Origin of the sequence: Methylobacterium sp. 2A (assembly GCF_009806555.1) — a bacterium.
In the GTDB taxonomy this organism is placed as follows: domain Bacteria; phylum Pseudomonadota; class Alphaproteobacteria; order Rhizobiales; family Beijerinckiaceae; genus Methylobacterium.
Genome location: NZ_VUOK01000029.1, coordinates 97,270 through 116,328, shown reverse-complemented (window position 1 = coordinate 116,328; position 19,059 = coordinate 97,270). Strand labels below are relative to the sequence as shown.

At 69.8% G+C, this 19,059-nt stretch carries 18 protein-coding genes; 10 read left to right on the top strand and 8 right to left on the bottom strand.

The window, feature by feature from the left end; genetic code table 11:
- Window positions 1-71: 71 nt before the first annotated feature.
- Window positions 72-359, top strand: a complete 288-nt coding sequence (locus tag FVE89_RS15095) for a hypothetical protein (RefSeq protein WP_160534750.1) — start codon at window positions 72-74, stop codon at window positions 357-359.
- Window positions 360-451: 92 nt separating this feature from the next.
- On the opposite strand, the gene FVE89_RS15090 is transcribed toward FVE89_RS15095, so the two are convergent.
- From FVE89_RS15090 to FVE89_RS15075, 4 genes are all read right to left on the bottom strand, one after another.
- Entirely contained in the window at window positions 452-1,306 is an 855-nt protein-coding gene (locus FVE89_RS15090) for an alpha/beta hydrolase (RefSeq protein WP_160534749.1), read from the bottom strand.
- A gap of 85 nt (window positions 1,307-1,391) precedes the next feature.
- Window positions 1,392-2,252, bottom strand: coding sequence for a 2,3,4,5-tetrahydropyridine-2,6-dicarboxylate N-succinyltransferase (dapD, locus tag FVE89_RS15085; protein WP_160534748.1), 861 nt, complete (start codon window positions 2,250-2,252; stop codon window positions 1,392-1,394).
- 35 nt (window positions 2,253-2,287) lie between these two features.
- Complete coding sequence (locus FVE89_RS15080; RefSeq protein ID WP_160534747.1) at window positions 2,288-2,779, bottom strand: Crp/Fnr family transcriptional regulator; 492 nt, start codon at window positions 2,777-2,779, stop codon at window positions 2,288-2,290.
- A gap of 64 nt (window positions 2,780-2,843) precedes the next feature.
- Window positions 2,844-3,530: a response regulator transcription factor gene (locus FVE89_RS15075; protein WP_160534746.1), complete on the bottom strand. Its 687-nt coding sequence runs from the start codon at window positions 3,528-3,530 to the stop codon at window positions 2,844-2,846.
- A 390-nt stretch (window positions 3,531-3,920) separates the two neighbouring features.
- Here FVE89_RS15075 and FVE89_RS15070 point away from each other — a divergent pair, with 390 nt between their 5' ends.
- From FVE89_RS15070 to FVE89_RS15055, 4 genes are all read left to right on the top strand, one after another.
- Window positions 3,921-4,502 (top strand): L,D-transpeptidase family protein, encoded by a 582-nt coding sequence (locus tag FVE89_RS15070; protein ID WP_160534745.1) that lies wholly within the window; start codon window positions 3,921-3,923, stop codon window positions 4,500-4,502.
- Window positions 4,503-4,862: 360 nt separating this feature from the next.
- The gene (locus FVE89_RS15065) at window positions 4,863-5,804 is read left to right on the top strand and encodes a glycosyltransferase (RefSeq protein WP_160534744.1); all 942 of its coding nucleotides are present in this window, start codon (window positions 4,863-4,865) and stop codon (window positions 5,802-5,804) included.
- Window positions 5,805-6,036: 232 nt separating this feature from the next.
- A complete protein-coding gene (locus tag FVE89_RS15060) occupies window positions 6,037-7,365 on the top strand; it encodes a UDP-glucose/GDP-mannose dehydrogenase family protein (RefSeq protein ID WP_160534743.1) in 1,329 nt (442 codons plus the stop codon).
- 57 nt (window positions 7,366-7,422) lie between these two features.
- Window positions 7,423-8,370: a UDP-glucuronic acid decarboxylase family protein gene (locus FVE89_RS15055; RefSeq protein ID WP_160534742.1), complete on the top strand. Its 948-nt coding sequence runs from the start codon at window positions 7,423-7,425 to the stop codon at window positions 8,368-8,370.
- 158 nt (window positions 8,371-8,528) lie between these two features.
- Here FVE89_RS15055 and FVE89_RS15050 read toward each other — a convergent pair whose 3' ends face one another.
- A complete protein-coding gene (locus tag FVE89_RS15050) occupies window positions 8,529-9,236 on the bottom strand; it encodes a YggS family pyridoxal phosphate-dependent enzyme (protein WP_202130835.1) in 708 nt (235 codons plus the stop codon).
- 220 nt (window positions 9,237-9,456) lie between these two features.
- Between FVE89_RS15050 and leuS the strand changes: the two genes are divergently transcribed.
- Together leuS and FVE89_RS15040 are read left to right on the top strand one after the other, a co-directional pair.
- Complete coding sequence (leuS, locus tag FVE89_RS15045; protein WP_160534740.1) at window positions 9,457-12,042, top strand: leucine--tRNA ligase; 2,586 nt, start codon at window positions 9,457-9,459, stop codon at window positions 12,040-12,042.
- 266 nt (window positions 12,043-12,308) lie between these two features.
- Entirely contained in the window at window positions 12,309-12,506 is a 198-nt protein-coding gene (locus FVE89_RS15040) for a DUF2283 domain-containing protein (RefSeq protein WP_160534739.1), read from the top strand.
- 4 nt (window positions 12,507-12,510) lie between these two features.
- On the opposite strand, the gene FVE89_RS31170 is transcribed toward FVE89_RS15040, so the two are convergent.
- The 3 genes from FVE89_RS31170 to FVE89_RS15025 all read right to left on the bottom strand — a co-directional run bounded on the left by FVE89_RS31170 (window position 12,511) and on the right by FVE89_RS15025 (window position 15,024).
- Window positions 12,511-12,963 (bottom strand): transporter substrate-binding domain-containing protein, encoded by a 453-nt coding sequence (locus tag FVE89_RS31170; RefSeq protein ID WP_342390072.1) that lies wholly within the window; start codon window positions 12,961-12,963, stop codon window positions 12,511-12,513.
- Between the two features lie 346 nt (window positions 12,964-13,309).
- The gene (locus tag FVE89_RS15030) at window positions 13,310-14,074 is read right to left on the bottom strand and encodes a TerC family protein (protein ID WP_160534738.1); all 765 of its coding nucleotides are present in this window, start codon (window positions 14,072-14,074) and stop codon (window positions 13,310-13,312) included.
- Window positions 14,071-15,024, bottom strand: a complete 954-nt coding sequence (locus FVE89_RS15025) for a lipid kinase (RefSeq protein WP_160534737.1) — start codon at window positions 15,022-15,024, stop codon at window positions 14,071-14,073. The genes FVE89_RS15030 and FVE89_RS15025 overlap by 4 nt, the downstream gene beginning before the upstream one ends.
- A 589-nt stretch (window positions 15,025-15,613) precedes the next feature.
- On the opposite strand from FVE89_RS15025, the gene FVE89_RS15020 reads away from it, so the two are divergent.
- From FVE89_RS15020 to FVE89_RS15010, 3 genes are all read left to right on the top strand, one after another.
- Window positions 15,614-16,483, top strand: coding sequence for a hypothetical protein (locus tag FVE89_RS15020; RefSeq protein ID WP_246730786.1), 870 nt, complete (start codon window positions 15,614-15,616; stop codon window positions 16,481-16,483).
- Between the two features lie 145 nt (window positions 16,484-16,628).
- Entirely contained in the window at window positions 16,629-17,882 is a 1,254-nt protein-coding gene (locus tag FVE89_RS15015) for a nuclease (protein WP_160534735.1), read from the top strand.
- 2 nt (window positions 17,883-17,884) lie between these two features.
- Entirely contained in the window at window positions 17,885-18,925 is a 1,041-nt protein-coding gene (locus FVE89_RS15010; protein ID WP_160534734.1) for an aldose epimerase family protein, read from the top strand.
- Window positions 18,926-19,059: the final 134 nt, after the last annotated feature.

Here is a 19,059-nt window from a genome sequence, read left to right as displayed (position 1 = left end):
GGAGCCGCCGTCAAGCTTGGAGCGAGCCAGATGACCTAAGCTGCTTGTCCCGGGGGTAGAATCAAGCTGCCATGATCGAAGCGGACGCAACCATGTCATTGGCCGACCAAGCCCAGGTCGCGGACCTGATGGCGGCGCAGATCGAGGTGCTCCTGATGGACCTCCATCGGAGACGGGCCGAGCTGACGGCGCAGATTGCCAGCCTGCAAGGGCAGGGTTCGAGCGGACTCACACGGATCGACAAGATCCGCACCGACCTGAACGCTCAGATAAACAGCAGTTTGGCAGCCATCGATACGCTGATCGAGGAGACCGAGACGGCCGCCCGCGGGCTCAGACGCGAGGCAGGGTTGGCGTGACCATCTGAGCCGCGCCTGAAGCCGGGGCGAGGGCGGTGCAGCATGATCGCGAGGGCGCCCGCTATCCTCCGGGCGCCCTGCCCTGACCGCCCTCAGGCCGCCCGGATCGCGGTCGCGACCGCCTCCGGATGCTCCTCGTGCGGGCTGAGCGCCCCGGGGATCGTGGCGCCCGTCACCCGGCCGGAGGCGATCAGCGCGTCCATCTCGGACCCCGAGCGCCGCGGCGCGCCTTCGGGGCGCAGGACAAGGACCGGCGGCAGGTCGCCCGCGAACAGGGCGAGGAAATCCGCGCGGCTGCCCACCGGGTCGAGGCCGCCGGTGACGAAGGCGGCGGTGCCGAACCGGCCGTTGCGCTGGCGCGTGATCGCGTGCTTGTCCCGGATCAAAGCCGGCGTCACCCGGGCGGGATCGGCGTAGACATGGGCGCGCATCATCCGGCCGATGATCGGCGGGCTGATGTTGATCCGGTAGAGCGCCTCGCCGAGGAGCGGCGCCTCCACGGCCCGGCGGATGCGCGGGAACCAGTGGGCGCGGCCCGGCATCGCGGTGGGCAGCGGCCCCCGCCAGGTCGGCGCCACCAGCACCAGCCGGCCGAAGGTCTCGGGGTGGCGCCGCGCCGCCGCGACCAGATAGCCGGCGCCGTGGCCGGCCGCGACCCCGAGCGCGTAGGGACCCGGGGCGGCGTCGAGCAGCGCGTCCAGGAAGGCGTGAAACGTCTCCGGCGCCAGCGGCACCCGCGCCCGCTCCCGCGCGCCGAAGCCCGGCCAGTCGGGGATTCGGCAGCGGTAGTCGGACCCGAGCGCGCGGGCGAGGGCCTGCATCTCGGCCCGGGCCGAAATGGTCGAGAGGGCCGGCAGCAGCAGCGCCTCCCGTCCCTGCCCGATCACGTCGCAGGGCGTCGGCACCGGCCGGTCCGCCACCGTGAGGTTCAGCGCCTGCGTTTCCATCCGGCGGTCCAGCGATCGGGGATCCCAAAGGGCCGCGCCCTTTGGTGGGTCGCCAGGGCAAAGCCCTGGCCGATGGCAACGCGCGTCAGGTGCGCAGCAACTCGTTGATGGCGGTCTTCGACCGGGTGCCGGCATCGACGCGCTTGACGATCACCGCGCAGTACAGGCCCGGGCCGGGCGAGCCGTCCGGCAGGGCCTTGCCGGGCATCGTGCCCGAGACCACCACCGAGTAGGGCGGCACGCGGCCATACATCACCTCGCCGGTGGTGCGGTCCACGATCTTGGTGGAGGCGCCGATATAGACGCCCATCGACAGGACGCTGCCCTGGCCGACGATCACGCCCTCGGCCACCTCGGCGCGGGCGCCGATGAAGCAATCATCCTCGATGATCACCGGGTTGGCCTGGAGCGGCTCCAGCACGCCCGCGATCCCGGCGCCGCCCGAGATGTGGCAGTTCTTCCCCACCTGCGCGCAGGAGCCGATCGTCACCCAGGTGTCGACCATCGTGCCCTCGCCGACATGGGCGCCGAGATTGACGAAGCTCGGCATCAGCACGGCGCCCGGCGCGATGTAGGAGCCGCGGCGCACGAAGCAGCCCGGCACGGCGCGCAGGCCCGCGGCGCGGAACTCGGCCTCGCCCCAGCCGGCGAATTTCGACGCGACCTTGTCCCACCAGGGCGCGCCGCCGGGGCCGCCCGCGATCGTCGCCATGTCGTTGAGGCGGAACGAGAGCAGCACCGCCTTCTTCAGCCACTGGTTGACCACCCAATCGTGGTTGCCGCTCTTCTCGGCGACCCGGGCCTTGCCGGAATCGAGCAGGTCCAGCGCCGCCTCCACGGCCTCGCGCACCGCGCCCGTCGTGGCGGTCGAGATGGCGGCGCGGTCCTCCCAGGCGGCTTCGATGGTCTGGGCGAGATCGGAAAGCGGGGTGCCGGCCTGGGACATGACGATCGAAACACTCTCGTGGCGGGTGCCCGTGCTTACAAGCGGGCACCGGGGCTGTCACCTGAGGCGATGCCGTCGATCGCCGCCAGGAGCGCGCGCACCTGATCGAGGTCGGCCACCAGATCCGCGAGGTCGTCCGCCAGCGTATCGTGGACGGCCTGGGCCGCCTCCGGAAATTCCTCCAGCACGCGGCGCATCAGGCTCGGGGTGATGCGCATGACCTCGGCGGCGCTCTCGGCGCGGGCCACGGTCGGGCGCGTCCCGCGCACGAACAGGGCGAGCTGCCCGATCAGGGCGGAGCGGCCGGCCCGCACCGGCGCGGTCCGGGCATCCCGGGAGTCGAGCCGGATCGTGCCGGACAGCACCACGAAGCCGCCATCGGCCGGGTCGCCGCGGGAAAACAGCAGGTCGCCTTCGGCGAGTTCGCGGCGCTCGGCCGCGAAGGTCAGCAGGCGCAGGGCATCCCGATCGAGGAAGCCGAACAGGGGCGCGGCGGCGAGGATCGCGATATCGTCGTCGAGCCCCAAGAACGCCTCACCACCCTGCGCATACGCGGACCGATTGATCGCATACACGTAAAACGGCTTTTGGTCAGGGCAGCAACTTGTATCCACCGCCCTCCGTGACCAGGATCGCGGCGGTGGCGGGGTTCGGCTCGATCTTCTGGCGCAGCCGGTAGATATGCGTCTCCAGCGTGTGGGTGGTGACGTGGGCGTTGTAGCCCCAGACCTCGGCGAGCAGCGTGTCGCGGTTCACCACGGCCCGCCCCGCCCGGTAGAGGAAGCGCAGGATCGCGGTCTCCTTCTCGGTGAGCTTCAGCTTCGAGCCCCGCTCGCCGACCAGCAGCTTGGCGCCGGGCCGGAACGTGTAGGGGCCGATCTGGAACACCGCGTCCTCGGAGGCCTCGTGGCTGCGCAGGTGGGCGCGGATCCGGGCCAGCAGGATCCCGAACTTGAACGGCTTGGTGACGTAGTCGTTGGCGCCCGCCTCCAGCCCCTCGACGTGGTCGGCCTCGGAATCCTGGGCGGTCAGCATGATCACCGGCCCGCGGAAGCCGCCGGCGCGCATCCGGCGCACGGCCTCGCGCCCGTCGAGATCGGGCAGGCCGACATCCATCACCGCGAGGTCGATGCGCTCCGTGGCCACCCGCCGGATCGCGTCCGCGGCATTCGCCTCGGTGAAGACCGTGAACTCGTCGCAGAGATCGAGCTGCTCGGTGAGGGTGTCGCGCAGGATCGCGTCGTCGTCGCAGATCAGCAGGCGGTAGGCATTCGGCATCGTCCGGGTCCCAGGACAGGCCGCCGGCGGGGGGAGGGTGATCCTCCCGGGGGCAGCACGCAAGACTAACGGTTCTCGGCAGGATCACGGCGATTCTGCGGAGGCTTTCGTTTCCGCACCCTTCCGCCGTCGGGGCGGAGGACGCCGCGGCGAACGGGATGGCTGCGGTAGCCGGGCCGCGGCGCCGGACCCGGAAGGCGCGCCCCGCGTGCTGGCGACGGGGCGATCTCCTCCCAGGTCCCGGCTTGCTTCCACGGGTTCCGGCCAAGGATAGGGCGGCCTTTGTGGCCGGAAATTGCCTTGCGCGCAATTTTCATCTGTCCGGATGCGGATATCCGGCATAAGGCGCGCGGATCGGACCCGGCCGGCGCGGCACGGGGGAGGGCGGATATGCGGCGGCGGGCGAGGAGAGGGGCGGAGGACGGGAGCCGCGCGACGATCCGCGAGACGCTGCGCGAGATCCGCGTGCGGGCGGTGATCGGCGACCGGTGCCGGGGCCACCTGCTGGTCGGCCCCACCGTGATCCCCTGCGCGCTCGGTTCCGGCGGGATCGTCGTCGACAAGCGCGAGGGGGACGGCGGCTCGCCCCGCGGACGGTTCCGGCTGCGCGGCGGCGCCTACCGGCCCGACCATCTCGGGGTCCGCCCGCGCACGGCGCTGCCGCTCCGGGCGACGCGGCCCGGCGACGGCTGGTGCGACGACAGCCGGGACCGCCGCTACAACCGCCCGATCCGCCTGCCGGCGCCCGGCATCAGCGCCGAGACGCTCTGGCGGGAGGACGGGCTCTACGACATGGTGATCGATCTCGACTATAACCGTGGCCCGATCCGGAAGCGGCGGGGCTCGGCGATCTTCCTGCACCTCGCCCGGGACGGCTACCGCCCGACGGAGGGCTGCGTCGCGCTCGCCCGGGCCGATCTGCTGCGGCTGCTGCGTCGGCTCGGGCCGCGGACGCATCTGCGGATCGGGTGAGGGTGGCCCGGCGGCCTCCGCGCGACCGCTGCGATGACGGTCGGAATAAAATCTCTCGTCCGTGAATACTGATTTCGTATTCCCAGCCCGACTGCGTCGCCCGCCCGCCGCCCGGGCGGGCGCAGCGTAGAACGGGATCGACATCTCTTGATGTCGACTTCGACGCCCAGCCAGAAGAACAGATTTCAGCTGTACTGGTCGGCGGAGCGACTATAGAATTATTTCGCGTCACGGACAGTGATGCTGCATGACAGGCAACCGGGCGGGCGAATAAAAATTATCAATATTCAGTTTGATTTCGAGAATGTTGCATGATAAATCATCATTAACGATAAATTCAGGTTATCGGGCGAGGCGGCAATGCAGGAAAATTGCGTTTGCTACGCTGTCGATTCCAATTACTTGTTTCCAGCGACCCTGAGCGCCCTGCAGGTCAGGAGCAAGACGCCGCAAGACCGGGCCGACGTCGCCATCGTGTGCTTCGACGAGCCGAACGACAACACACGCTTGGCCTCGACGATATCCAGTACCTACGGGATCACATTCATCCAGGTGCCCCAAGCGGAGCTTGAGGGTGTGCCCCTCGCCTATGCGCGGTTGTTTCTCGACAAGGCATTGCCGACGCAATACAAAAATCTGGTTTATATTGACGGCGACACGCAGGTGCCGAACTCCCTCGAGGACCTGTTCGGTCCCGGTTTGGCGCAATACGACTTCATGGCGGCCCGCGACGCCATGACGTTGATCGTCAATGACAATACGAGATTGGCGAAGCGTATCAAACGATATTTTCGAACGCTCGAGATCGATGAGTCGGATCACGAGAGATACTTCAATTCCGGCGTCATGAAGCTCAAGAGAAGCGTCATCGGCGACCTGCGGTCGGAGATCAAGGGCCTGCTCGCCCGGAAGACGAACGAGTTCACGTTCTTCGATCAGGATGCCCTGAACATCGTCTTGTCGGGCAACAAGAACCTGATGTCGATGAAATGGAATTTTCCGACCTTTCTCATGAACTACAGCCATTTTCGCGAGGTGCCGGCCCATCTGCTGCACTTCTGCTCGAACCCGCGACCCTGGCACGGCCCTTTCCACCCCTGGGGAGAGTCGTATTTTCAGGTCTATACCGAATTTGCCAAATCGTTTCCGAACACCAACCAGAAAACGCAGCCGCTCACGGGCCTGCGGAAGGTCAAATATATCCTGCAGACCCGGTACAAGAGCATCGTCGAACCGTATCTGTGGGATAACGCCTATTCCCGCAACAAGAGAGTGGAGCAGGAAAGCGATACGATCATCTGAACGGAGAGGTTTCGGGTCTGGCCAAAAGCCTGTTTCGAGCGTAACTGGAAACACCCGGCGCCGCCTCGGCCCCATGACGGCCGGGCCGTACCGGAGAGCGGAGCGAAAACTGCTATCACCCCATCGAATCTGCTCCTTTTCGCGTCGAGATGATAGATAAAGCAATCTATTACGGTTCTCGAAAAACGGCTGATCGTATACGTCGTGTAGACGAGGATCCCAGGAGGAACGTATGCGTCTGGCCGTGATCGGATCGGGCTATGTTGGGTTGGTGACCGGGGTCTGCCTGGCGGATTTCGGCCATTCGGTCGTCTGCGTCGACAAGGATCCCGCGAAGATCGCGGCCCTGAACGCGGGGCGCATGCCGATCTACGAGCCGGGCCTGAGCGATCTCGTCGCGGAGAACGTCGCCCAGGGCCGGCTGGCCTTCGGGACGGATCTCGGCCCCGCGGTCGCGCAGGCGGAGGCCGTCTTCATCGCGGTCGGCACGCCGTCGCGGCGCGGGGACGGCTTCGCCGACATGACCTATGTCCGCGAGGCCGCGCAGGAGATCGCCCGCTCGCTCAAGGGCTTCACCGTCATCGTGACCAAGTCGACCGTCCCGGTGGGGGAGGGCGATGTGGTCGAGCGGATCGTGCGCGAGATCGCCCCGGAAGCGGATTTCTCCGTCGTCTCGAACCCGGAATTCCTGCGCGAGGGCGCGGCGATCTCCGACTTCAAGCGGCCCGACCGGATCGTCATCGGCGTGGATGATCCCCGGGCCGAGGCGGTGATGCGCGAGATCTACCGTCCCCTGTACCTCAACGCGGCGCCGATCCTCGTGATGGGCCGGCGCACCGCCGAACTCACGAAATACGCCGCCAACGCGTTCCTGGCGACCAAGATCACGTTCATCAACGAGATCGCCGAACTCTGCGAGGCCGTCGGCGCGGACGTGCAGGCCGTGGCGCGGGGAATCGGCCTCGACGGCCGGATCGGGTCGAAATTCCTCCATGCCGGTCCGGGCTACGGCGGATCCTGCTTCCCGAAGGACACGCTGGCGCTGGTCAAGACCGCGCAGGACCACGAGGTGCCGTTGCGGATCGTCGAGACCGTGGTGGCGGTCAATGACGGCCGCAAGCGCGCCATGGCCCGCAAGGTCATCCGCGCCTGCGGCGGCTCGGTGCGGGGCAAGACGGTGGCCATGCTCGGCCTCACCTTCAAGCCGAACACCGACGACATGCGCGAGGCCCCCTCCCTGGCGATCGCCACCGGCCTGCAGGACGCGGGGTGCCGCGTGCGCGCCTACGATCCGGAGGGCCTGGAGCAGGCCCGCCCGCTGATGCCGGGCGTGGACTTCGCGGAGGATGCCTATGCCTGCGCGGAGGGGGCCGACGCGGTGGTGATCGTGACCGAGTGGAACGCCTTCCGGGCCCTCGACCTCGCCCGGCTGCGCGCGATCATGGCAAGACCAGTCTTGATCGATCTGCGCAATATCTACGAACCGGAAACGGCCCGTCGCCACGGGTTTTCCTACACGAGTATCGGGCGGCCAGGCGACGGTCCCGCCATCGACGTGTGAGGACGCCGCGGAGCGGCCGCACCCGGACGGGGCGTTGGACGGGAGGAGGGCTCAGGATTGCGCTACGACGACACCAAGAAGATCCTCGTGACGGGCGGGGCCGGCTTCCTCGGCTCACACCTATGCGAGCGGCTGCTCGCCGACGGACATGACGTCCTGTGCGTCGACAACTTCTACACCGGGACGCGGCGCAACATCGCGCATCTGATGGATAATCCGCGCTTCGAGATCCTGCGCCACGACGTGACGTTCCCGCTCTACGTCGAAGTCGACGAGATCTACAATCTCGCCTGCCCGGCCTCGCCGGTGCATTACCAGTTCGATCCGGTCCAGACGACGAAGACGAGCGTCCTCGGCGCCATCAACATGCTGGGCTTGGCCAAGCGCCTGCGGATCAAGGTGTTCCAGGCTTCCACGTCGGAAGTCTACGGCGACCCGGAAGTGCATCCGCAGGTCGAAGAATATTTCGGCCACGTCAATCCGATCGGCTTCCGCTCCTGCTACGACGAGGGCAAGCGCTGCGCCGAGACCCTGTTCTTCGACTACCGGCGTCAGCACAATCTGCCGATCAAGGTCGTGCGCATCTTCAACACCTACGGCCCGCGCATGCACCCCAACGACGGCCGCGTCGTGTCGAACCTGATCATGCAGGCGCTCCGGGGCGAGGAGATCACGCTCTACGGCGACGGGGAGCAGACGCGCTCGTTCTGTTACGTGAGCGACCTCATCGAGGGCTTCGTCCGCCTGATGGATAGCGGGCCGGAGGTGACCGGGCCGATCAACATCGGCAATCCGAACGAGTTCACGATCCGGGACCTCGCCCACTTGGTGATCGAGCTGACGGGCTCGCGCTCGCGGATCGCCCACCGGCCGTTGCCTCCCGACGACCCGCGGCAGCGCCGGCCGGATATCGGGAAGGCGAAGGCCCTTCTGGATTGGGAGCCGACCGTGCAGCTCCGGGAGGGGCTGGAGCGGACGATCGCGTATTTCCGCACGATGCTTTAGGGCCTGTCGGACGGCCAGTATGGGGTTCCCCAAGGGCGAGCCCTTGGGCGGGGTTCGGGGGCGGCGCCCCGTGATCGGGCGAAGCCCGACACCAGGGCTCTGCCCTGGACCCGCGAAAGGTCTCGACCTTTCGAAACCGGGACCTGAGCGGGGCTGCGCTACCCTTTCGGCTTGCGCGCCCCGAAGATGGCGGTCCCGACCCGGACATGGGTGGCGCCGAGCTGGATCGCGGCCGGGAAATCCGCGCTCATGCCCATGGAGAGGATCGGCAGGTTGTGCTCCTTGGCCAGCCGGGCCAGCAGGGCGAAATGCGCCGAGGGCGGGTCCTCCGCGGGGGGGATGCACATCAGCCCCTGGATCGCCAGCCCGTGCGTGTCGCGGCACTCGGCCAGCAGGGTGGCGAGCTGATCGGGCAGGACGCCGCCCTTCTGCGGCTCGGCGCCGGTATTGACCTGGATCAGCAGCTTCGGGGTGCGGCCGGATCGGGCGATCTCCTTGGCGAGCGCGGCGGCGAGCGACAGACGGTCCAGGGTATGGATCACGTCGAACAGCGCCACGGCCTCGCGGGCCTTGTTGGATTGGAGCGGCCCGACGAGGTGCAGCTCCACATCCGGGTAGCGGTCGCGCAAAGCCGGCCATTTGGCCGTGGATTCCTGCACGTAGTTCTCCCCGAACACCCGCTGCCCCGCCTCGAGCGCCGGCAGGATCCCCTCGGCCGGCACGGTCTTGGAGATGGCCACGAGCTGGATTTCGGCCGGATCGCGCTCGTTATCCTCGGCCGCCCGGGCGATCGCCGCCCGCACCTCGGCGAGGCCGGCCGCGACGTCAGCCTGCCCGACCGGCGGCTTTTCCGTTGCGTGCCCCATCCCGTCCGTGGGCGGTGCGTTCGGTTCGGTAGCCGCGTCGTCCATACCTGCCTGTCCTGTCGCTGCCGGCGCCGGTCCGGACCTATGCGCTCGCGCGCCCCGCGCAAGCCCGAATCGCGCGCTCCGTTGACCGGCTCCCGCGCAGATATGCTATCGCGGCGCAACCGTGCCGCCGGTGTTCCGCAGAACGACCGACGCGCCCCTGACCCCGCCCGGATCCATGACCACCAGCACCGCCCCCCAGCCCGTCGAGCGCTACAACGCCAAGGATGCCGAGCCCCGCTGGCAGGAGGCCTGGGCCGCGCAGCGCCTGTTCGAGACCGACAATTCCGATCCCCGCCCGAAATACTACGTGCTGGAGATGTTCCCCTACCCGTCGGGGCGCATCCATATGGGCCATGTCCGCAACTACGCGATGGGCGACGTGGTGGCCCGCTACAAGCGCGCCCGCGGCTTCAACGTGCTGCACCCGATGGGCTGGGACGCGTTCGGCCTGCCGGCCGAGAACGCCGCCATGGAGCGCAAGGTCAACCCGCGGGACTGGACCTACGCCAACATCGCGTCGATGCGCGACCAGCTGAAGGCCATGGGCCTGTCGCTCGACTGGAGCCGGGAGATCGCGACCTGCGATCCCGACTATTACAAGCACCAGCAGCGCATGTTCCTGGACTTCCTGGACAAGGGCCTCGTCACCCGCCGCACCGCCAAGGTGAACTGGGACCCGGTGGACCACACGGTGCTGGCCAACGAGCAGGTGATCGACGGGCGCGGCTGGCGCTCCGGCGCGCTCGTGGAGCAGCGCGAGCTGACCCAGTGGTTCTTCAAGATCACCGATTTCGCCGAGGACCTGCTGACCGCCCTCGATGGCTTGGATCGCTGGCCGGAAAAGGTCCGGCTGATGCAGAAGAACTGGATCGGCCGCTCGGAGGGGCTTGAGGTCCGGTTCAGCCTCGCCCGGCCAATCGCCGGCGCCGCCGAGTCGGTGACCGTCTACACGACCCGGCCCGACACGCTGTTCGGCGCGAAATTCCTGGCGATTGCGGCCGACCATCCGCTCGCCGCCGCTCTGGCCGCGGACCGGCCGGATCTGCAGACCTTCATCGAGGAGTGCCGCCGCACCGGCACCGCCCAGGCCGCGATCGACACCGCCGAGAAGCACGGCTTCGATACCGGCCTCACGGTGCGCCATCCCCTGGACCCGTCCTGGGAACTGCCGGTCTACGTGGCGAACTTCGTGCTGATGGAATACGGCACCGGCGCAGTGTTCGGCTGCCCGGCCCACGACCAGCGCGACCTCGATTTCGCGAACAAGTATGGGCTCGGCAACACGCCCGTCGTCTGCCCCGATGGCCAGGACCCGGCGAGCTTCGTGATCACCGACACCGCCTATGTCGATGACGGGCGGATGATCAATTCCCGCTTCCTCGACGGGATGAGCACCAGCGAGGCCTTCGAGGCCGTGGCCCGGCGGCTCGAAGGGGAGGGGGTCGCCACCCGCAAGGTGCAGTTCCGCCTGCGCGACTGGGGCGTCTCGCGCCAGCGCTACTGGGGCTGCCCGATCCCGATCATCCACTGCGAGTCCTGCGGGCCGGTGCCCGTGCCGGTGGCCGACCTGCCGGTGAAGCTGCCGGAGGAGGTGTCCTTCGACCAGCCCGGCAACCCGCTGGAGCGCGACGCGGCGTGGCGCAACGTGCCCTGCCCGCATTGCGGCGCGCCGGCCCGGCGCGAGACCGACACGATGGACACGTTCGTGGACTCGTCCTGGTACTATGCCCGCTTCACCGCGCCCTGGCTCACGGACGCGCCGACCGACCGGGCGGTGGTCGATCGCTGGCTGGCGGTGGACCAGTATATCGGCGGCATCGAGCACGCGATCCTGCACCTGCTCTACGCCCGGTTCTTCATGCGGGCGATGCGGGAGACGGGCTGGGCGGGCGTCTCCGAACCCTTCGCCGGCCTGTTCACCCAGGGCATGGTGGTGCACGAGACCTACAAGGATTCCGCCGGCGCCTGGGTGCCCCCGGCCGAGATCCGCTTCGCCACCGAGGAGGGCGAGCGCCGCGCGTTTCACGTGAAAACTCAGGCGCCGATCGCGATCGGCCCGATCGAGAAGATGTCGAAATCGAAGAAGAACGTGGTCGACCCCGACGACATCATCGCGAGCTACGGGGCCGACACGGCGCGCTGGTTCATGCTGTCCGACTCGCCGCCCGAGCGCGACGTGATCTGGACCGAGGAGGGCGTGCAGGGCGCGGCCCGGTTCGTCCAGAAGGTCTGGCGGCTGGTGAACGCCGCCGGCCAAGCCACGGGCGACGGCGCCGCGGATCTCGCCCTGCGCAAGGCCGCCCACCGGGCGCTGGCCTCGGTGCAGGACGATATTGAGCGCCTGCGCTTCAACCGCTGCGTGGCCCACATCTACACCCTGGCCAATGCGCTGGAGGACGGCTTGCGCGGTCCGGTCTCGCCGGCAGCCGCCGAGGAGGCGGCCGGGATCCTGGTGCAGCTCATCGCCCCGATGATGCCGCATCTGGCCGAGGAGTGCTGGGCGGTTCTGGGGCGGCCGGGCCTCGTCGCGCAGGCGCCCTGGCCCGAGGCCGAGGCCGGGCTTCTGGTCGAGGACGAGATCACCCTGCCGGTCCAGATCAACGGCAAGAAGCGGGCGGATGTCACCGTGCCGCGCGACGCCGACGCGAAGGCCGTGGAGGCCGCGACCCTGGCGCTGGAGGCGGTGCAGAAAGTGCTGGAGGGCAAGGCGCCCCGGAAGGTGATCGTGGTGCCGGGGCGGATCGTGAATCTGGTGGTGTGATCTATCGAGCCGCGTAATCCCATCCTGTTCCTCATCCTGAGGTGCCCGCGTCAGCGGGCCTCGAAGGAGGGCTCCAGGGATCGCGCGGCTGGCTGGAGGGCTCCTGCGAGGCCTCCGCTACGCTCCGGCACCTCAGGATGAGGGGGCGCGTGGGATAAGCGGACTGAAGGCGATGACAACCCTGCTGTCCGAGGCCCATCTGATGGCTCTGGGGTCTCCAGGGGCCATCATCACGCCTCTCCGCGACCGTGGCTGGAGGCGCAGACATGAAAGTCAGATACGATCCGGAGGCTGACGCCCTCGACCTGCGCCTGGCCGACACATCGGTCAGCGAGAGCGAGGAGATGCGACTCGGTATCATCGTTGATTTCGATGCGGAGGGCCGCGTCGTCGCCATCGAGATTCTGGATACCAAAGCGCATCTCTCGCCTGGCATGGATCTCGCGCATCTAAGCGCGGCGTGATCCGCTACGGCGCCGCCAAACCCGGATCCTGCCCGCTGGCTTCCAGGCCACGGCGGACGAGCCCATCCCGCTTCGCCCACGCGACGAAATCGGCAAGATACGCCACCCCCGCCGGGCGCCCGACCGGCAGGCCCATCGCCTGCGGGATCTCCATGAAATGCCCCGGCAGCAGCCGAACCTCCGGATGCACCGCGGCGTAGGCGGCGAGCGGCTGCTCCACCCCGGCCGCCACCGCCAGCCCGTCCCGCGCGAAGGCCGTGACCGCCTCGGCCGAGGTCGGCGCCCGCACCAGGGTCGCGTGTTTCGGACTCCGGCTCAGGAACAGGTCGTAGGCGCTGCCGCGCCCCACCGAGACCCGCACGCCGTCGCGGTCGACCGCCTCCAGGGACCGGATCGGCGAGGCCTCCGGCACGAGGTAGCTGCCGGCGATCAGCACGTAGGGCGCCGTGAAGGCGATGCCCTCGGCCCGCTTCGGGTCGATCGCCAGGAAGCAGATGTCCCAGATGCCCGACCCCGCCGAGCCCGAGACCGCGCCGGCCCCGGGAAGGTCAAGAACGTCACCCTCACGCCGAGCCGCGCCGCGAGCGCCCGGGCGAGGTCCACCGAGACACCCGTGGGCCCGTCCGGTCCGGCCTGCGCCAGCACCGGGTTGCCGAGGTTGATCGCCGCCCGGAGCGTGCCGGTCGGGGCGAGGTCGTGCAGGACCTTCGGATCGGGCGCCTTGGGCTCAGGCGTCATGGGCCTCGTCTCCGCACGGGCGAGGGCCGGGGTGAGAAGCAGGCAGAGCGCCGCAAGGACCCGCATCAGGCGCGCTTGACCTGACGGGCCGCCGGAGCCTCCCCCCTGAGGCCACGTCGGCGGCGGCGCGCCAGCATGTTGAGGCCCTCCACGCCCGCCGAGAACGCCATGGCGGTGTAGATGTAGCCCTTCGGCACATGCGCCCCGAAGCCCTCGGCGATCAGCACCATGCCGATCATGATCAGGAAGCCGAGCGCCAGCATCACCACGGTGGGGTTGCGGGCGATGAAGGCCGAGAGCGGCTCGGCGGCGATCAGCATCACCGCCACGGCGACGATCACCGCCGCCATCATCACCGGCACGTGCTCGGTCATGCCGACCGCCGTGACGATCGAGTCGATCGAGAAGACGAGGTCGAGGAGCAGGATCTGGCCGATCGCCGCGCCGAAGCCGAGGCGGCCGCCGGATGCGTCCGGCTTCGGCTCCGGATCCACGGTATGGTGGATCTCCTTGGTGGCCTTCCAGAGCAGGAACAGGCCGCCGCCGATCAGGATCAGGTCGCGCCAGGAGAAGTCCTGGCCGAATGCCGAAAGGACCGGCTCGGTCAGGTGCACGATGAACGCCACGGTGCCGAGGAGCCCGAGCCGCAGGATCAGCGCCAGCCCGATGCCGATCCGCCGCGCCCGGGTCTGCTGCCCGGCCGGCAGCCTGTTGGTCAGGATCGCGATGAAGATCAGGTTGTCGACGCCGAGCACCACCTCCATCACCACGAGGGTGGCGAACGCGGCCCAGACGGCGGGCTGGCCGGCGAGCTGGATCAGGTCGGTCACGGACGGGGCGCCTCGCTGGTCGGGAACAGGCGACTGCCGAGGGCGCTGATGTCGAACGAAGCCGGGCCGCGCACCGGTTCCGGGGCGAAGACCTGCAGGATCTTCGGGAGGACCTTGAAATGCGCCGGCGTGTGCGTGGTCAGCTCGCCGTCGGTGTTGACCGGCCGGGGCCGGCGGGTCGAGATCCGGATTTCCTGCGCGTGGAAGGCGCGCACGTCGGCCGCGCGGCCGTGCGTGCCCCGCCGGAGCGCCGGCAGCAGCGCGATCAGCCGCCACCAGTGATTGATCTCCAGGCTGTAGAAATCGAGCTTGCCGTCATCCACCGCGGCGCTCTCCGCCACCGTCATGCCGCCGCCGTAGTGCCGGCCGTTGCCCACCGAGACCTGGATGGTGGTGACTTTCTCCACCACGCCGTCATGCTCGATCGTCACCGTGAAGGGCCGCACCCGGCGCAGCACCCGCACCGCCGCCACCGCGTAGCCCAGCACGCCGAACGTCTTCTTCGAATCCGCCGTCAGCTCGCCCGCGAGTTCCGCCGAGAAGCCGATGCTCGCCACGTTGAAATAATAGTGGCCGTTGACCCAGCCGAGATCCACCGGCCGCGCCTGCGCGGTCGGGATGAAGCGGGCCGCCGCCAGGGGATCGAGCGGGAGGTTGAGCGAGCGGGCGAGGTCGTTGGCCGTGCCGAGCGGCAGGATCGCGAGCGGCAGGCCCGTCTCCACCAGGGCCGGGGCGGCGAAATTCATGGTGCCGTCGCCGCCGCCGAGGATCACGAGCTCGACCGCCCCTGCCTGCTTGCGGATCTCGTCGCGGCAATCGGCGTCCGGCGGCGGCTCCACGGGCTCGATTCCGCCCGCGCGCAGGATCCGGCGAACCTCGTCGAGGTCGAGGCCGCCGTTGCGGGCCTTGGCGTTGCAGATCAGCAGAGCCCGGCGCGGCGCGTCGCTCATCGGGCGCTCCCGAAGTGCATAGATAGGGAGGCCGGCCCGTCCAAGGTGTTGAGCGGAGACCCGACGCTATCGCCAGGCACCGATTGTGCCCAGGCCCCTTTCCCGGGCGCATGCAGCGCCAGCGGAATGCGACCCGGGATCCAGCACACGACGTCGCGCAGCGTCCAGCTGATCAACCTGTGCCGCTGACGCGGCTCTTCTTGTGCTGGATCCCGGATCAGGTTCCGCTGTCGCTCCACCTGTCCGGGAAAGGGGGGCCCGTCATAGGCCAGAGTGGATCCCATGCCACGCGCCCGGCTGAACACCGTGAAAGGGCTGATCGGGCAGGCCTCGGTTTCAGGTCGGACCACAGGACCCTCGGTGCGCGGTGGGGAGCGGGCGAGACGGAACCGGGGGACGGCCAACGCCAAGACTGTCCCCGACTTGGTACCCAAACGCACGAACGCAACCCCATCATCCCCGCAATCCAGGGCTGGTCACGGCCGTCGGATGCGTCAGGATGCGAGGCGCGCCCGAAACCGCCGTGGAACCTCCTCCCTACGCGGGCGCGTTCCCACAGATGTCCGCCCCGGCCGCCAGGAAGGCACCGATGTCCGCCACCCGCCCTGTCCGACCTCAGACGCTCGCCCTCGGCCTGTTCCTGCCGCTCGCCCTCGTGGGCCATGCCGCGGCCCAGCAGCCGGGTGCGGCGAGCCGGGGAGGCTGGGTCGACCCGCCGCCGCGGGCCGCGAAGGACTCGATGAAGGAGCCGATGAAGGCCGCGATTCCCCGGAACCAGGAGACGGCCGCCGCGAAGGCGCCGCGCGAGACCGCGCCGGTGCGTCAGGCCGCCAAGCCGGAACCGGGCGAGGATTCCCTGCCGAAGGCCGCGGCGACGCGGGCGCCGGGCCCGAAGCGGGCCGCCGCCCTGGAGCGTCCGCCGGTCCGGGAGAGCCTGCGCCACCGGGACCATCACGAAGCGCGCCGCGACACCCATCGCCCGCACCGCCTCGCCGAGACGCCGGCCGCGATCGGCCCGGCGCCGGGCCTGTCCGCCGAGCGCGCCGCCGCCGCCCGGTCGCTGACGGCGAGCTATCTCGCCACCGTCTCGGGCCCCGACGACACCATGGTGGGGGCGGCGACCCGGTATTACGCGACGCGCGTGCGCTTCTACGGCCGCCCGGTCACTACGGCGGGGCTGGTGGCCGAGAAGCGCAGCTTCGTCCAGCGCTGGCCGGAGCGGCGCTACGAGCCGCGGGCGATGCGCGCCGCCTGCGATGCCGAGACCTGCACGATCCGGACGCTGGTCGATTTCCGCACCGCCAATCCCGGGCGCGGCGCCGTCTCCAGCGGCGAGGCCGAGCTGATCCTGGAGGTGGGCTTTGCCGGCACGCGGCCCTACATCCTGGGCGAGACCGGCCGCGTCCTGCGGCGGAGCATCCAGGCCGGGACCCTGGCCGCCTCGCCCGGCAAGGCGTAAGGAGCCTGTCGCCGTCGTCCCCTGCGCCGCGGCGGCGGATGACCGAGGGGACGAATCCCGGCATCGAACGTATTGTGAGGCGCCCCCGCGCAGATCCCGGCAGGTCGTTTCCGGGTCGCGTTCGGGTGGCGCCGGGATCGGGTGAATGACGTCTTCGACATCGGTGGAACAGGAGGCGGAACCGGCCCGTCCGGCGCTCGACGATCCCGGCCGCCACGCCCTGCGCGCGGCGATCCGGGATGAGGTCGCCCGCGCCCGCCCACGCCCCGTGGCGGTCCGGACCCTCGAACTCCTGGCCGAGGCCGCCTGCGTCCCCGACGAGGCCGGGACCGGTATCCGGGTGCTCGACCGGCAGGGCAACCTGCGCCACCGGGACGGCACCGACGCGCCGATGTCCCTGGCGGATCTCGTCGCGGAGCTGCGGGACCGCCACCCCGCCCTGTTCCTGCCCCCCGAGCCCGAGATCGAACCGGCCGCGTCCGCCGCGGAGGAGCCCCGGGATTCCGCGTTGCTGACCGGCGCCTACGAGATGAAGGCCGCCACCGCGCGCTTCGTCGGGGCGCAGTCCGAGCGGGCCCGCTCCCTGGCGGAGCGCTCCTCCGAGCAGGGCCGTGTCCTGGCCCAGAACGCCGCCGGCCGGTTCGCGACCCTGCGGACGCGCCTGCGCGGCCGGCTCGCCCGCCCGGCCGAGGCGGAGGGCACGGCGGCCCCGGGGACGGATGCGGCGGCGGCCTGGAACAGCGGGCCCGGCCGGTTCGGCGAGACGCTCCGCGACGGACTGGACCGCTTGCGCGGCCGGGTCGGCTCCGGCGACGGCGTGGATGACGGCACGCACCGGCAGCGCCGCCTGCTCCTGGGCGCGGCCGCCGGCACCCTGGCGGCGGTGATCGTGGCCGGGCTCGTCCTGGAGGGAAGCGGTCCCGACGCGCCGCGTCCCGCCGCTCCGGCGGCCCCCCGGACGGAGGCTCCGAACGGCGCCGCACCCGGCGGCACCGCCGCGAACGCCCCGGCCAACACCCCCGATACGGTCACCCCGCCCCCCGAGACGGCCGGCGACGCCGAGCCCGACACGCCGCTGCCGCCGAATGCCGTGGCGGGGCAGGCCCAGGTGATCGACACCGCCACCCTCAAGGTCGGCGGCAAGGTGGTGCACCTGTTCGGCGTCGAGTGGGTGCGGGGCGGCCAGGCGGAAGAGCTGGCCCGCTACATCGGCAGCCGTCCGGTGACCTGCCAGCCCGCCCCCGGCAGCAGCACCATGAACTGCCTCGTGGACGGGCGCGACCTGTCCGAGGTGGTGCTGTTCAACGGCGGCGGCCGCGCCTCCCCGGAGGCGAGCCCCGAACTGGTCGCGGCCGAGGATCACGCCCGGAGCGAGCGGCTCGGCGTGTGGAAGCGCTAGGCATGCCGGCCGAAATCTTTGGACGGACCGCCGATGGCCGCCCGGTCGCCCGCCACGTCCTGAGCCGGGACGCCGTGCGCGTCGCCGTCATCGAGTTCGGCGCCGCCGTCACGGCGATCGATGTGCCCGACCGGGACGGCCGCATGGCCAACGTCGTCCTCGGCCTCGATACGCTCGCGGGCTACGAGACCCTGAGCCCGAGCTTCGGCGCCATCGTCGGCCGCTACGCCAACCGCATCGCGAACGGGCGCTTCAGCCTCGACGGGCACAGCTACCAGCTGCCGCTGAACGAGGGGCCCAACACGCTGCATGGCGGCCCGCGGAACTTCGGCAAGCAGCTGTGGCGGGCGGACGAAGCGGACACGACGCGCCTCGTCCTGAGCCGCCGCTCACCGGACGGGGAGGAGGGGTTTCCCGGCAATCTCGACGTCCGCGTCACCTACAGCCTGCCGGCGGACGGCGTGCTGCGCATCGAGTATGCCGCCGTGACCGACCGGCCTACGATCCTGAACCTCACCAACCACAGCTACTTCAACCTCGCCGGGGAGGGGGCCGGCAGCGTCCTCGGCCATCGGGTGCAGGTCGAGGCCGATGCCTTCGCGCCGACGGACGCGACCCAGATCCCGACCGGCACGCTCCAGCCGGTCGCCGGCACGCCGTTCGATTTCCGCAACCCCCGGAGCCTGGAGGAGCGGATCCGCACCGGGGATCCGCAACTCGCCTATGCCAAGGGCTACGACCACACCTTCGCGCTGCGCGGCCCCGCCGGGACCCTGCGGCGGGCCGCAACCTGCACCGATTCCGGCAGCGGGCGCCGGCTCGACGTCTGGACCACGCAGCCGGCGCTGCAGCTCTACAGCGGCAACAATCTCGACGGCACGCTGATCGGCCCGTCTGGCCGGATCTATCGCTCCGGCGACGGGGTCTGCTTCGAGACGCAAGCCTTCCCCGACGCCCCGAACCACCCGAACTTTCCCTCCGCGGTGCTGCGGCCGGGCGAGACCTTTGTAGCCACGACGGAGTTCCGGTTCTCGGTGGTGTAGGCGACGACGGTCCTGCATCGGGATCCGTCAGCGCGCCTCTCCCGCCCCCTTGTGGGGAGGAGTTGGAGGTGAGGGTGGCGCCAAAGGTACCGCGGCGCCTGATCCTGTACTAGCCGCGCCGTGCAGGTCACGCC

What these genes read in the sequence shown, in the direction of transcription:
- FVE89_RS15060 (WP_160534743.1), top strand. Translation starts at nt 6,037, where the DNA reads ATGCGTCTGGCCGTGATCGGATCGGGCTATGTTGGGTTGGTGACCGGG.
- FVE89_RS15090 (WP_160534749.1), bottom strand. Translation starts at nt 1,306, where the DNA reads ATGGAAACGCAGGCGCTGAACCTCACGGTGGCGGACCGGCCGGTGCCG.
- FVE89_RS15070 (WP_160534745.1), top strand. Translation starts at nt 3,921, where the DNA reads ATGCGGCGGCGGGCGAGGAGAGGGGCGGAGGACGGGAGCCGCGCGACG.
- FVE89_RS15050 (WP_202130835.1), bottom strand. Translation starts at nt 9,236, where the DNA reads ATGGGGCACGCAACGGAAAAGCCGCCGGTCGGGCAGGCTGACGTCGCG.
- FVE89_RS15025 (WP_160534737.1), bottom strand. Translation starts at nt 15,024, where the DNA reads ATGAGCGACGCGCCGCGCCGGGCTCTGCTGATCTGCAACGCCAAGGCC.
- FVE89_RS15095 (WP_160534750.1), top strand. Translation starts at nt 72, where the DNA reads ATGATCGAAGCGGACGCAACCATGTCATTGGCCGACCAAGCCCAGGTC.
- FVE89_RS15020 (WP_246730786.1), top strand. Translation starts at nt 15,614, where the DNA reads ATGTCCGCCACCCGCCCTGTCCGACCTCAGACGCTCGCCCTCGGCCTG.
- dapD (WP_160534748.1), bottom strand. Translation starts at nt 2,252, where the DNA reads ATGTCCCAGGCCGGCACCCCGCTTTCCGATCTCGCCCAGACCATCGAA.
- FVE89_RS15015 (WP_160534735.1), top strand. Translation starts at nt 16,629, where the DNA reads ATGACGTCTTCGACATCGGTGGAACAGGAGGCGGAACCGGCCCGTCCG.
- leuS (WP_160534740.1), top strand. Translation starts at nt 9,457, where the DNA reads ATGACCACCAGCACCGCCCCCCAGCCCGTCGAGCGCTACAACGCCAAG.
- FVE89_RS15040 (WP_160534739.1), top strand. Translation starts at nt 12,309, where the DNA reads ATGAAAGTCAGATACGATCCGGAGGCTGACGCCCTCGACCTGCGCCTG.
- FVE89_RS15065 (WP_160534744.1), top strand. Translation starts at nt 4,863, where the DNA reads ATGCAGGAAAATTGCGTTTGCTACGCTGTCGATTCCAATTACTTGTTT.
- FVE89_RS15075 (WP_160534746.1), bottom strand. Translation starts at nt 3,530, where the DNA reads ATGCCGAATGCCTACCGCCTGCTGATCTGCGACGACGACGCGATCCTG.
- FVE89_RS15010 (WP_160534734.1), top strand. Translation starts at nt 17,885, where the DNA reads ATGCCGGCCGAAATCTTTGGACGGACCGCCGATGGCCGCCCGGTCGCC.